Raw genomic sequence first — 13,950 nt, 5'->3', positions numbered from 1 at the left:
AATAACTACTGACTGATGAAATCGCTAGCAGTGAGAGTACCGGGCGCTACACCGTTAAGCTTCGCTAACAATTGATTAGTTCCCGTCACACCGATCAAAGTTTGATTGTTGCTCGAAGTAATACTGAGTTGATTGAAACTCAAACCGGGATTCAACCCAATTAAGTCCTCGCCCTTGCGGAAATCGGTAATGATGTCGCTACCCACACTTTGATTTAGCAAAAATACATCTCTTCCCGAACCGCCGGTCAAAGTGTCATCTCCAATATCGCCGCTGAGGAAATCGGCACCAGCACCGCCGTAAAGCGTATCGTTGCCTTTGCCGCCGTAAAGCGTATCGTTGCCGATGTCGCCGCACATCGCATCGTTGTCATTGCCACCGAACAGCCAATCGTTGCCCTCACCAGCATCGAGACTGTCATTTTCTTTACCTCCATAAATGGTGTCATTTCCAAGTTGACCAAACAGCAAGTCTGCACCTTCATTACCAAACACAATATCGCTACCGTTGCCAGCATTAATTGTGTCGTTTTCTAAATTTCCTAACAGATAGTCGTCGCCATCTTCGCCCAGCAAAATATCCTCATCTTTGCCACCAAAAATCGTGTCATTGCCGCTGCCACCTGCAACAGTATCTTTGCCGAAATCTCCTCTCAAAAAGTCGTCGCCATCTCCGCCAAGAACAGTGTCATTGTCTTTACCTGCGTAGACAGTATCGTTGCCGGTATTACCTTGAACAAAATCGGTGCCTTCGTTGCCGAAAATTAAGTCGTTATCGGCGCCGCCGTCGAGGTTATCATTGCCGCCCATCCCGTAGAGAGTATCGTTGCCGGCTAGTCCGTTAATCGACTCGTTAATGGCGCCGCCCACGATCGAATCGTTGCCGCTACCGCCGTTGAAAGTTTGTTGGACGGAGTTGGAAATAATGGCAGCAGGGTCGAGTTGCGGGGCGTTGAGGCCATTGAACAGGCAATCATCTGTACCCGATACGGGCGTGGGGGTTGGCGTGGGAGTCGGTGCGGGTGTGGGAGTTGGCGCCGGCGTGGGGGTTGGCGTGGGAGTTGGTGCGGGTGTGGGAGTTGGCGCCGGCGTGGGAGTCGGCGTGGGAGTCGGTGCGGGTGTGGGAGTTGGCGCCGGCGTGGGAGTTGGCGTGGGAGTCGGTGCGGGTGTGGGAGTTGGCGCCGGCGTGGGAGTCGGCGTGGGAGTCGGTGCGGGTGTGGGAGTTGGCGCCGGCGTGGGAGTTGGCGTGGGAGTCGGTGCGGGTGTGGGAGTGGGAGTTGGCGCCGGCGTGGGAGTTGGCGTGGGAGTTGGTGCGGGTGTGGGAGTGGGCGCCGGCGTGGGAGTTGGCGTGGGTATGACTGCGGTGCTGTATTCAAAAGCGCCGATATCTACGATCGCACTTCCGTTATTATCACCATCTTGAGGGCGACTGACACCGCGCTCATCCACAGCCGGCGCGCCCGCACCTGTACCCGTATCAATGGCAGGACTTCCGGCTAGCAGCGGCAGCACCAAAGCGCCGTTAAAGTTTTGCAGAGATCCGAGTAAAGGATCGGCGATCGTCACATTTTCCGTGACATTATTGTCATTAGGATCGCCCACCGTAAATTTATTGGGAAATTGCAGATTATTTCCCCCGTCAATTAGTGCGCGTCCAGTCTGCTGACCGATTTTATAAATATTACCAGCCGTATTCCTATCAAAAATCGAATTTTTGACAGTAATTGGGGACTTGTTAGGATCGTTAAAGGTAGAAATGCCTCCCGAATATTCCCCAGCGGTATTTTTGGCAAAAGTCGAATTGACGATGTTAGTCGAAAAGGAATCTGCGTTAGCGATTACCATTCCTCCGCCTTGTTGAGCAGCGGTGTTGTTGTAAAATGTACTGTTAACAATGTTGATGTTGCTCTCTTCCCCTATCCACAAACCGCCGCCGTTATCATCGGCTGTGTTGTTGGCAAAGGTACAGCTTGTAACAGTAAAATCGGCATTTCCCTGACGTACTGCGCCTGCTGAACCTCCTGTACCATCTGCTTTTTTGACAGCTTTGTTGTTGATAAAAGTGCTATTTTCTAGCACCATTTTATCTGGGGGATAACCGAACAGAAAGGCTGCCCCTCCTTCTCCGGCTCCAATATTGCCGTCAAAAGTGCTGCCGCGAATAATGATGTTGCCACCGATCGCATCGTTAGTTAATTCGCTAGCCCCATCGACGAAAACTGCCCCACCAACGTTTTTGTCTGTGCGGTTGCCGGTGAATTTAGAGTTTTCGATCGTCATGCTGCCCAACAGGTTATTTACAGCCCCGCCGTAGCTGCCTTTGTTGTTGCTAAATTCACTACCTCTGATAGTCAGAGAACCCCCGCTCTTAGTGGCGATCGCCCCGCCACCGCGTTCGGTATTATCCGCCAAAGAACCGTCATTGCCGCTAAACTTGCTGTTAATCACAGTTGTGCTGCTGCGGAAACCGGTATAAATGCCACCGCCGAAACCCGCAACATTATTATTTACTTGGCAATTTTCTAAAGTTAAATTGCTGCCACCTCCCGTTTGAATGCCACCGCCTGCGCTAGTTGTTTCGTTATTCGGATCGGTTCCAGACACTCGTCCGTTGGCAACAATCAGGTTTTTTAGAGTAACATTGGTTGCATCTTGTGTCAGGATTACCCGCGAAGAGTTGTTACCGCTGACGGTTAAATTGCTAGCACTAACAGCATCAATTGTCAAGTTTTTGTTGATAACCAACTGACCCGAAGTCAAAACAATTGTTTGATTGGCAAGAGTCGAGGAAAATTGAATGGTATCGCCGGCTGCTGCGGAGGCGATCGCATCTCTCAAGGAACCGGCACCGCTATCATTATTGTTGGTAACGGTAACAGTCGCTAAAGCCCCTCGGTAATCGACCATTGTCTCTGGAGTCAAGGCACTGGGTGCTTCAATATCGCCCTTGGCAAACTCCAAATTCCAGTTACCGCCGCGGCCAGTGCGATCGGTAGATGCAGCAATATCAGCTCCGGTTAACTCCGAAAGGCGATCGACAAAATTAGCCCCGTCACCCGCAGCCACATCGCAACCGTAGAGCATGATATCAGCTTTGTCGCTCAGCGTATTTCGCCACCCTTGCAACTGGCTTTCATACTGAGGCAAACTATCCACATTCAGCGTCGCAGAACCAAGCTGCAAGCTACCAGAATTACCGTGAGAAAAAATGTGAACCTGGTCTACAATTCCCCCCGCAGCAGCAATGGATTGCAGTTTCGCAGTAATCTGCTCGACTCCGTTACCATTTTTATCTAAAATAATCGTCTCTGCATTCCCAAGCACCCCGCCCGCAAGAGTTTGATAATCATCTACATCGGAGTCAATGAAGACAAGAGAATGAGGACGAGAATTGCGGAGAAGATATTGTGAATCAATACTGGTCAAATTTGAACTCATTTTGCATACCTAGGAAAATGTTTGCTATTTGCTGGTAGATTCACCTAGAAAATATTAAAATCTCGATATTGACAGATGCAGCATGAATAAAAGATTGCGCGGCATCCGAAATTTGACTTCACGATAAACTTTGGTTTATTTACCTCAGTCAACACTTCGGACAGTTTCAAAGATTACGCATAGCGTTCGTCTCAAAACCAGGTTTATGAGAAAAATTTGCGATGCTTGACAATAAATCTAGTCAGAAACTCGGTTTCAGTCTTGTCGCGAGTGCGTCCTGGAATTGCATTTTCATACGACCAGATAAGCACTGTCCGAAGTATTGCTCAGTCAAATCCGAAAGCTATTTTATTTATCACGAGCTTTCGGTGAAAACAGTAAGTTTTATTTGTATTAAGTGCAGATAATCTAATAAAAATAAAAATTACTGTTTTCACCTTTATGTTGAGGTTGGTATTGCGCGCCTGACTCACCTACTTAGCGCCTAAAACATTTGTTTGAATTACTAACAGTAAATTCAAAAAATAGAGAATGCTCCCGTGTCCGATCGATTACCCCCACTATCAAAGGTTCGTAGTGCGGACTTCAGTCCGCAACCGGAGAGCGGACTTTCTGGTCGATTAAAAACCGTTTCATTATGGCAATCGATAGGAAATGATATTAGCTCAGACTTACGAAAAATTGCTCTAGCTATCGCGCCATACATTCGCCTGACTTAGAACCCGAATAATTGCGCCAAAGATGGGTCAATGTAACCTGTTTTTGCGATGTCCAAACTTGCCAGAGCTCGGAAATTTAGTTGGTGAGAAAGCTTGTTTGATGCCAATAGACTTGGGTTAGTGTTTTTTGTCTGAAGAGAGGAACGCTATACATGAACGCGCTCCGTAGGAAAGCAAACAAGAGAGTCTATTTTTCACATCTTTCTTCGATATCTCTTGACGGTTTTAACAATCAATCGCGTATGGTGTTTTATTCGGGCGGTGCGCCCGCGCGGGCGCACCTACCCAATGTTTTGCCCGCAGTAAGGTGCGCGTTGCACACCCTACCCGAGGCAGTTAGATTGTTACCTGAGTGAAATCGCCAGCGCTGAGAGTACCGGGCGTACCGTTAAGCTTAGCTAACAATTGATTGGTGCCCGTCACGCTAATCAAAGTTTGATTGTTGCCCGACGTAATGCTGAGTTGATTGAAACTCAAACCGGGAGCCAAACCAATTAAATCCTCGCCCTTACGGAAATCAGTAATGATGTCGCTACCCGCACTTTGAGTGAGGAAGAATATATCACTTCCCGAACCGCCAGTCAAAGTATCGTCCCCAACATCGCCGCTGAGGAAATCGCTGCCAGCACCGCCTGTGAGGAAATCGTTGCCTTTGCCACCGTACAGGGTATCGTTGCCGCTGTCGCCACAGAGAATATCGTTTTCATTGCCGCCGAACAGCAAATCGTTGCCAATACCGCCATCGAGACTGTCATTGTCTTTGCCGCCGTAAAGCGTGTCATTTCCTACGTCACCAAACAGCAAGTCTGCACCTTCATTACCGAACACAATATCGTTGCCGCTGCCAGCATTAATTGTGTCATTTCCTAAGTTGCCTAACAGATAGTCGTCGCCATCTTCACCGAGCAAAATATCGTCATCTTTGCCGCCAAAAATGGTGTCGTTGCCCATACCGCCGGCAACAGTATCTTTGCCGAAATCTCCCAGCAACCAGTCGTTGCCATCGTCGCCAACAACAGTGTCATTACCCTTGCCACCATAAATGGTGTCATTCCCAGTACCACCTTTGATTAAATCGTTGCCGTCATTGCCGAAGAGCAAGTCGTTATCGGCACCGCCGTCAATGTTGTCATTGCCGCCCATCCCGTAGAGAGTGTCGTTACCAGCAAGTCCGTTAATCGACTCGTTGATGGCGCCCCCCATAATCAAATTGTTAGCGTCGCTGCCGTCTAAAGTTTGTTGGACGGGGTTGGGGGTGATAGTCGCAGGGTCGAGTTGCGGCGGGTTGAGGCCATCAAGCACGCAAGCATCCGATACCGGGGTGGGTGTCGGCGCGGGTGTCGGAGTCGGCGCCGGAGTCGGTGTGGGAGTGGGTGTCGGCGCGGGTGTCGGAGTCGGCGCCGGAGTCGGTGTGGGAGTGGGTGTCGGCGCGGGTGTCGGAGTCGGCGCCGGAGTCGGTGTGGGAGTGGGTGTCGGCGCTGGCGTCGGAGTCGGCGCTGGCGTCGGTGTGGGAGTGGGGCCGACTGGAGTCGGAGTCGGAGTCGGTGCGGGTGTTGGAGTTGGCGCCGGAGTCGGAGTCGGAGTCGGAGTCGGCGCGGGTGTTGGAGTTGGCGCCGGAGTCGGAGTCGGAGTCGGAGTCGGCGCGGGTGTTGGAGTTGGCGCCGGAGTCGGTGTGGGAGTCGGAGTCGGCGCGGGTGTTGGGGTTGGCGCCGGAGTCGGAGTCGGAGTCGGAGTCGGTGCGGGTGTGGGAGTTGGCGCCGGAGTCGGTGTGGGAGTCGGAGTCGGCGCGGGTGTGGGAGTTGGCGCCGGAGTCGGTGTGGGAGTCGGAGTCGGTGCGGGGGTTGGAGTTGGCGCCGGAGTCGGAGTCGGAGTCGGCACGACAGCAGTGGTGAATTCAAAAGATCCGCTGTCAAAGATCGCCCCGGGAATGGTGTCGCCGTCTTGAGGGCGAGTGACGCCTCGCTGATCGGCAGCCAGCCCGCTGTCAACGCCTTTATCGATCGCCGGACTTCCTACCAGCAGGGGCCTGACGACAGCACCGTTGATGTTTTGCAGAGGGCCAAGTAAAGGATCTGCCACCGTCACACTTGTCGTCACCTTCGTATCGCTGCCAGTCAGCGGCCACTGAAAATTTCCTCCTTGATCGCTGTATTGGGCGGTGGTGTGTTGGTTAATTCCCCAAGGGTTTCCTCCGTTACCCGCTGTATTGTTGGCAAAAATCGTGTTTTTGAGGGTGACATCATTGGCAGCGGCGAAGATACCTCCACCAATCCAGCCAGCGTAATTATCGGCGATCGTCGTGTTGACAATAGTTGTGGGCGCACCAAGAGTCATTGCACCGCCGAGTTTGCCGAAGCCATCAGCCACAGTAGTAGGAACCGAGTTACCAGAAAACGTACTGTTGGTAATCGTCGCAGGGGCATTTTTCATCCACAGCCCGCCACCTTGCTCGCCAGCTTTGTTGCCGGCAAAGGTGGTGTTGGTAATGGTCAATCCCTGGTTGGTGCTGTCGCTCAAATTTGTTACCGCACCACCGTTTCCAGGGCTGCCACCGTTGGGTAGCGCCAGAATTTCGTTATTTTGGAAGGTGCTGTTTTCCAAAATTACCTTGTCTTGGCTGCCTGTGAACAGATAAGCTGCACCTCCTTCACCTCGGCCTTTGTTGTCTTGAAATACGCTATTGGTAATCTTAATTGTCCCGGAAGCTTCAGTTAGAGAACTGGCTCTGTCTGTGTAAACTGCGCCACCAAAACCCCTTAAAAAGGGATTATCTTGGCCTGTTGCGTAAACGGCTGCGGTGGTGTCGTTGCCGATGAATCGCGAGTTGTCAATTGTTAACTTGCCCTGAAGGCTGTTAATTGCCCCACCGTTAATTCCCTTGTTGTTGGTGAAGTCGCTGTTGGTGACAGTAAAAGCTTTGGAACTCAAAAAGCCGATCGCACCTGCACCGCGTTCATCATTACCTGCGGTGGCAATGTTGCCGTTGAATTTACTGTTCGATACAGTCAGGGTATTGTTGAAATTTCCGAAGATTGCCCCACCACCCTTGTCGGCAACGTTGTTATTGAACTGAACGTTGTCTACTGTCAGATTTACTTCATCGGTTGTGCCGATCGCGCCACCTGTCCCTGTCGTTTTAGCGTTGGCAATAGAGAGATTTTTGACGGCAAAACTCGTAGCAGTCACCACGTTTGCATTGACAAAAAAGGCGCGGGATGCGTTGTTGCCACTGATGGTTAAACCTGCTGCTGCGGTGCCGTCAATCGTGAGGTTTTTGCCAACAGGAATGTCGATTTGACCGCTAGTCAGACTGATTGTTTGGCCAGCCAAACCAGGAGCGAAGGTAATTGTATCCCCGGCTACAGCAGATGCCACCGCAGCCCTCAATGAGCCTGGGCCGCTATCGCTATTGTTGCTGACGACGATAGTAGCTAAATCACCTTGGTAATTTGCCATCACGTCCGGTTTTAAGGCTAAGGGAGATTCTATTTGACCCTTAGCAAATTCTAAGTTCCAGTCGCCGTCTTTGCCAGTAATGTTGGTGGATGCGGCAACGTCAGCGCCGGTTAATTGGCTGAGCTTGTCAACGAAATTAGCGCCTGTACCTGCTGCTACATCGCAGCCGTAGAGCATAATGTCTGCGGATGGTGCCAGGGAAGTCTGCCACTTTTCCAACTGACCTTTGTATTGCTCTATGTTATCTGAACCTAGAGCGGTATTGCCGAGTTGCAGGTTGCCAGAACTGCCGTGAGAAATAATGTGAACCGAGTCGATCGCCCCGTTGGTAGAAGCGTATTTTTCAATTTCAGAGGAGATTTGTTCGATGCCGTTTTTGGTGCCGTCGAGGATTACGACCTGCTGTCCTGGCAGCACTCCCGCTGCAATTCCCTCGTAATTTTTGACCCCAGAATCAATGAACACTAAGGAACGTAGGGGCAGTTTTTCCAAAGAAGATTGTGAATTGGTTTGAGCGAAGGTAGAACTCATTTTTGATTCTCCATTAAGGGCGTTATTGGTAGATACAGCCCTGGAGGAATCACATCAGCGTTATTTGGTTACATCTTAACACCTATTTCGGAAATAGTGCAATATTTAAAATTATTTTTTTTGATGATTTTTTTTCCGGATTGCACTTGTTTGTGATTGTAGCTCATGGTTTTTATTTTCAATATTTCTGCATAATAAGCAATATCTTTTATAAAGATATTGAAAATAATCCAGTTTTTTGCAACCGGATTATTTTATGATATATGGGCTGTAATTCCCTGAAAATAAAGGACTGGAGGAATAGTTGCTCGGTGATTTACTATTCGGGAACCCCTATAAATTAGATAAATAATTTGTGATTTTAGTGTCGTAGTTTAGGCAAACGGACACGACATTACCGTGTTCCAACTCTGTTTCAGATATGGAAAAATAGGTCATATAATACGTTGTGAATAATTCAGCTAATCACAACAAAAAATAAGCTGTCGCGCATTTAAATTACATATTCGGTACGCTGCTCAAAGCCATACCACTCATTGTTTGATAGATTTTTTATACACAATTTAAATGTAGAACAGCTTACAGCTTCAGGCGCGATCGCAATTACGATCGACCTCAGTCAGTCTTAATTCTCAAATCTAAAATCCTTTGAAATCTGCTCCCGAAGCTAGGGGCGAGATTTGTTATACCCCAGAATACTCATACTCGCTTGGTTTTGTGGGTGTTACTCACACTCAAAACTGTCTGGTATTAAATGTTTGCTCGTCGATCGCCCCGATCGAGTGGTTTCTCCTAGCGGCCCGGGGACTTTGAGGAATTGGGCCGTGACTACAAAGGTTAGGACAATTATTTAGATCAGTTGAGACGATCGCTCTGTTATCGAGCTCGATCGCATCCTTGATGCCGATCGCCAAACCTTGGCCGATCGCCATTGTATTCGATTCTATTGCCTTCAGCACGCTGCACACCCTCAATTAGATCGATCTCCTTATTAGCAAACAATCGATCGCGCTGGAGGCTGTTGCTGAGTGTGTCGCTATCTCGATCGGCATAACACGAACCGAATCCGCTGTTGTCGCCAGCCAAGACTCTGCCATTTTAACAATTGCGGGTGTTCGGGTGCGAGATTGTCCCAACACCTGCCACAAATTCGGGAAACTTTGTCAATCTTTCTCAGGATAGAGGCGTATTTTTGAAGTGCAGAGCTCACTTGCTCAATGCCATCAGACTTGAACTCGACTAAAATTACTGCAACCGCCGCCAAAATTCGAGAGACAACAAAATACAGACAGCGATCGATGCTGGAGTCATTTAACGTAAAGCTTCTGGATGCGGGATTGGTTTCTGTCAAAGAAGTGAACATATTCCTTCCTCCAAAAGGGTGTTGAGTGGTAGATACACCCCGGGAGTCAGACCGCAGGAAACTGGCAGGGAACTAATTTGTGTTGCTGATTTCCATTTAACCTACTTATCAGTTTCCCCTATTTTGGCGACCCTGCCATCCGCGATCGCACGGAATTTATGTTTTTTATATTTTCCCCAACGGCTGGCTGGCCCGTAATTACCCATAGATACAATATCCTGTAGGTGACAGCACCTTCACACCAGAATGCAACCGCCAGCCGGTACTTCAAACCCTTAGCCAGTCAATCGATTTTTGACTTTTGATTGAGCGCGCCAATGAATCTGGGAAGCGAAACTTGAGTCGAAAATTTTGCCAGATCCAAGCAAGTATCCGTTTTTGCGGGGTCATTCCCATCTAAAATCAAAAATCGTATAGCGTTTCTCAGAAAGATGAGGTATGCTAAATTATGCTACAACCCTTACAGCAGCAAGCTTTTCAGGTCAAGATTCATCCGCGAATTAATGTGAGAAAGGCTATATGACAGTTGGTCGATCGGGCGGATCGCACACAACGCTCAAGATTCTGTAGAAGAGGGCGGTTTCTTCCCTGCATTGCGAATGTTGATAATCTTGTTGAGCGCCTCGAACCAAAAACTAGCTCCCATAGAAATAGCTACGCCGCTCAAAATCCAACCTAACAATTTTGCCATCGCAGCGGGCAAAAATAATTTTCCCTGGGAGTCTAGCTCTAACCTGTTAGGTTCGCCCCAGCCAAAAGGTAGAGCTACATTATCCAAAGCGCGATCGACCTGATTTTGAACTTTGGTGAGATTGGTTAAATTATCCAATTTAGTGTTAGCGTTTTTTTCCACCAACTGCTTAGCGTACAAATTAACAGTCGATCGCAACATCGAATCCTTCGACAACCGATTGATAATATTAATCGTATCAGCGTTAGCAGCCAGGGCGATCGTAGTACCGAGCAAAATCGCCACCCCTCTAGCGTTCCGCTTGTAAACGCCTGAAGCGCGCTGCATCGATTGGTCAAACCAAATTTCAACTTCTTTCTGAAACCGCTCCAACTGCTGTTGAGTATCTCCGCCGCCTGTTTCAGCGCGCTGCGCTAAGATAGAAAGGCTGCGTTTCAGAGATTCTGGCATAATGTCCAAGGTTTCTTGAATTTGTTGGTAAATCGGACTGTCCTCTTTTTCGTCCATAATTTCTGCTACCGTATCCTGAGTTTTTCTCACTTTCCTAGCAGTATTTAACAGATTGCTCAAACTCGGTTGCAGTTGGGCCCGCAGCGCCGCCCGCTCAAATTCGCTGTCAAAACTCGCCTTAATAAAAGCCATCTGTCGCTGAAATTCTCTCCCCCCCTGCTCGGTTTCCGGCAGGTAAACCTGAGAATCGTTAATATAAAACCCCAGCTTTTCCGACATCCGATCCAAACTGTTGTTCAAACTACCCAAATCGTTTTTATAATCTTCTACAACTCGATTGAATTCCGCAGTCAGCCAGCCAAATTCTTGCTCGATGATCGGTTTAGTAGACTCCGGCAAATTCAGCCCTTCTCCAATCACTTGAATTTGGGCTAATTGTAAATCTTTAAATCTTTCCAATCGGTTCTTAGATATAGAATGCGCCAAATTAGAAACTTTTAAAGTGTCCAAAAGGCTCGCCGCAAAACAATCAGCCGGAATATAAGAAGGCGCGGTTAATTTATTGCCAAAAACATTCTTGGTGCCAGTTATTTGGCGGTAAAAATTACCCATTTTGTGGGTGACAGATCGGAATCCTTGGGATAAAAGCCCTTTCGCTCCCTGATTCAAATCTTTAACGATCGGATTGGCGTAAATCAAATTAGCCAACTGTGCGACTCGCTGTAGTTGCAGCGGTTCTTTGGCGCCTTCGCTACCTCCTGAAATCAGCACTTCGATCGATTTCTTTAAATGTTCGGCGCGCCACTGCAAAACAGTAGCAATCAGTTCCTGAATTTCGGAAGCTAGCAAGCTTAAAGTTAGGTAGATAAACACTAACCCAATTATAATATCTATGATTACCGGCAAGTTCATGGCATTTCCCCGATCGCAAATAACTGCTGTCTAAGTTTACCTTCTGTTTGGGACGCTAAAAAAGCTCTTAACACCAGTTTCCCCCCAGCATCCAACCCCAGCCCGGTACTCCAAACCGTTAATTCATAAGTCATCCCCAATTATTCAATTCTTCAATCGCCAATTAAAAATCTATAATTGTATACTTTTTTATGTCAAACATCTTTCGATTCCCGGGGCGCCAATCCAAAACTCGCTTCAATGACAGCTTGACAGACAAACTGTGGATGCTGGCTTTGTTGTTGGCTGCGGTGCTGATTTTCGGGCTGAATCTGGGCGGTGTGGCTTTGCGGGATTGGGATGAAGGGATTGCGGCGCAGGTAAGCCGGGAAATTTGGCGCGGTAATTTAAATTGGTTGTATCCGACGATCGGCTCTATGCCCTATTTGAACAAGCCACCTCTGGTACACTGGCTGATCGGGCTGTGTTTTCGCGCCGGCGGTGTCAGCGAATTGACGGCGAGGCTGGTACCGGCGATGCTGACGGCTGCTTCGGTGCCCCTGCTTTACGCGATTGGGCGGGAGTTGTTTGTGCAGCGCTCGATCGCCATTTTTTCGGCTCTGGTGTATCTGACGCTGCTCCCGGTAGTGCGGCACGGACGTTTGGCGATGTTAGACGGGGCAGTTTTGTGTTTTTTGGTGGCGTCGATGTGGTGTTTGCTGCGATCGCGCCGCGATTTGCGCTACGCTTTGGGGGCGGGGATTGGGTTCGGACTCATTTGCCTGACTAAGGGCGTGATGTTGGGGCTGCTGCTGGGGACGATCGGCTTTGTTTTCCTGGTTTGGGATACCCCGCGACTCCTGACTTCTGGGTATCTGTGGGGCGGATTGGCGATCGGCACTTTACCAGTAGCTGCATGGTATTTTGCCCAATGGCTGCACTACGGCCAAGATTTCATCAACGCTAATTTAGTTAACCAATCTTTCCGGCGCATTTGGGAGCCCGTCGGGAATCACAAAGGCGCGCCCTGGTATTATCTATTAAAAATTTTAGAATCAGCTTGGCCTTGGCAGTTATTTTACCTGCAAGGGCTGCGTTTGAGTTGGGAAAATCGAAATTTTCCCGGGCCAAAATTAGTATTAGTTTGGACTGGAGTATATCTACTGGCGATTTCTGTGATGAATACCAAATTACCTTGGTATGTTTTGCCAGTTTATCCAGCTTTTGCGATCGCCGTTGGCAGCTATCTCGCCGAAGTTTGGGATCAAATGTGGCTGCCGGAAGAACCCATAAAAGATGAAGTAGAAGAACATTTTAATGCTATATCTTTGTTGCCTCATCCCGCTATTTTGGCAGTAATAGCCGTAGTTGCTATCGTCGGTTGTGCGTACTTCAGCGGCTGGGTAAGGTTTGGGGGACAAATTGTGCAGCCCCAGCGAGATTTGCAGTTAATGCTAATGTTTGTAGTTTTGACAATGACACTGGCGGCCGTATTATTGCACCGCAAGGATCGGCAGTTTATTTTAGTTTTAATTTGGGGAACTTACGTCACGCTCTTAGTATTTGTTGCTTCCGATAACTGGGTTTGGGAACTCGCCGAGGATTATCCAGTTAAGCCGATCGCCGAAATAGTCCGCCAAGGAACCCCAGCCGGCAAGGAAGTCTTTACCTCTCATAAATTACCTCGTCCGTCGCTAAATTTTTACAGCCAGAGGCAAGTTATTGTCGCCGACAGCGAAACGCTGAAACAGAAATGGCAATCTCTCCCGCAACCTTATTTTCTGTTGGAAAAACCTGTGCTTAAACATCTAGCCTTGGAGAATCCTCAGGTAGTCAAGACAGCGGATGATTGGGTTTTAGTAACTCGGAAGTAATACCAATTTTTAGAACGCAAAATTATTCTTAGGGTGCATCACCATCGATAATCCCTCAAGCAAAACCGACAATCTCATCACGACGCATCTTATACCAAGCGTGAACAATTAATGCAACAATATTCGTAGGGTGTGTCGCCACGAGCGATCGCAAAAACACACGAAAAATCTAGCTAGCGACGCACCATCGATAATATTTGAGCAAACTTTTCTCAGTATCAATTATTGTAGCAATATTTTTTTAAATTGGTATTACATAATCCTTGAGAAAACAAGCAAACTAATTATTTTGTAACCAGCTTCTTGATAGATGGTATAAATCAATACGGTTTACTTAATATTGTCCGAAGAGAGGAACGAAGCAAACAAGAGAGCTTATTTTTCCAGAAGTGTTTTACCCCTAGGAGGGTCTGGTAGAGTCGATAGGGGCATCACTACCCCTACCTCTCCTTCAGAACGGAACGTGAAACTTTCGCTTCATTCCGCTCCTTGATATCTTCATCCTTTTTAAGGATACAATCCAAAACGGATGTTATAA

At 48.3% G+C, this 13,950-nt stretch carries 7 protein-coding genes; 1 reads left to right on the top strand and 6 read right to left on the bottom strand.

What is annotated here, in order from left to right:
- Positions 1-5: 5 nt before the first annotated feature.
- The 6 genes from QZW47_RS19660 to QZW47_RS19635 form a co-directional block, all read right to left on the bottom strand.
- Positions 6-3,437, bottom strand: coding sequence for a DUF4347 domain-containing protein (locus tag QZW47_RS19660; RefSeq protein ID WP_293130103.1), 3,432 nt, complete (start codon positions 3,435-3,437; stop codon positions 6-8).
- A gap of 1,055 nt (positions 3,438-4,492) precedes the next feature.
- A complete protein-coding gene (locus QZW47_RS19655; protein WP_293130100.1) occupies positions 4,493-8,143 on the bottom strand; it encodes a DUF4347 domain-containing protein in 3,651 nt (1,216 codons plus the stop codon).
- 734 nt (positions 8,144-8,877) lie between these two features.
- Positions 8,878-9,102 (bottom strand): hypothetical protein, encoded by a 225-nt coding sequence (locus QZW47_RS19650; protein ID WP_293130097.1) that lies wholly within the window; start codon positions 9,100-9,102, stop codon positions 8,878-8,880.
- Between the two features lie 77 nt (positions 9,103-9,179).
- On the bottom strand, positions 9,180-9,506 hold the full coding sequence (locus QZW47_RS19645) for a hypothetical protein (RefSeq protein WP_293130094.1): 327 nt from the start codon (positions 9,504-9,506) through the stop codon (positions 9,180-9,182).
- Positions 9,507-10,062: 556 nt separating this feature from the next.
- On the bottom strand, positions 10,063-11,559 hold the full coding sequence (locus QZW47_RS19640; RefSeq protein WP_293130091.1) for a hypothetical protein: 1,497 nt from the start codon (positions 11,557-11,559) through the stop codon (positions 10,063-10,065).
- Positions 11,556-11,693: a hypothetical protein gene (locus QZW47_RS19635; RefSeq protein ID WP_293130088.1), complete on the bottom strand. Its 138-nt coding sequence runs from the start codon at positions 11,691-11,693 to the stop codon at positions 11,556-11,558. Before QZW47_RS19635 ends, QZW47_RS19640 begins: the two co-directional genes overlap by 4 nt.
- A gap of 57 nt (positions 11,694-11,750) precedes the next feature.
- Here QZW47_RS19635 and QZW47_RS19630 point away from each other — a divergent pair, with 57 nt between their 5' ends.
- On the top strand, positions 11,751-13,412 hold the full coding sequence (locus tag QZW47_RS19630; protein ID WP_293130085.1) for a glycosyltransferase family 39 protein: 1,662 nt from the start codon (positions 11,751-11,753) through the stop codon (positions 13,410-13,412).
- The last annotated feature ends 538 nt before the right edge of the window (positions 13,413-13,950 follow it).

Source organism: Microcoleus sp. bin38.metabat.b11b12b14.051, assembly GCF_013299165.1.
In the GTDB taxonomy this organism is placed as follows: domain Bacteria; phylum Cyanobacteriota; class Cyanobacteriia; order Cyanobacteriales; family Microcoleaceae; genus Microcoleus.
Note: the sequence above shows the minus strand (reverse complement) of the source record. Positions and strands in the feature narration are given on the sequence as shown.

Coding starts and splice junctions, on each gene's coding strand:
- QZW47_RS19655 (WP_293130100.1), bottom strand. CDS start 8,143: ATGAGTTCTACCTTCGCTCAAACCAATTCACAATCTTCTTTGGAAAAA.
- QZW47_RS19645 (WP_293130094.1), bottom strand. CDS start 9,506: ATGTTCACTTCTTTGACAGAAACCAATCCCGCATCCAGAAGCTTTACG.
- QZW47_RS19630 (WP_293130085.1), top strand. CDS start 11,751: ATGTCAAACATCTTTCGATTCCCGGGGCGCCAATCCAAAACTCGCTTC.
- QZW47_RS19660 (WP_293130103.1), bottom strand. CDS start 3,437: ATGAGTTCAAATTTGACCAGTATTGATTCACAATATCTTCTCCGCAAT.
- QZW47_RS19640 (WP_293130091.1), bottom strand. CDS start 11,559: ATGAACTTGCCGGTAATCATAGATATTATAATTGGGTTAGTGTTTATC.
- QZW47_RS19635 (WP_293130088.1), bottom strand. CDS start 11,693: ATGACTTATGAATTAACGGTTTGGAGTACCGGGCTGGGGTTGGATGCT.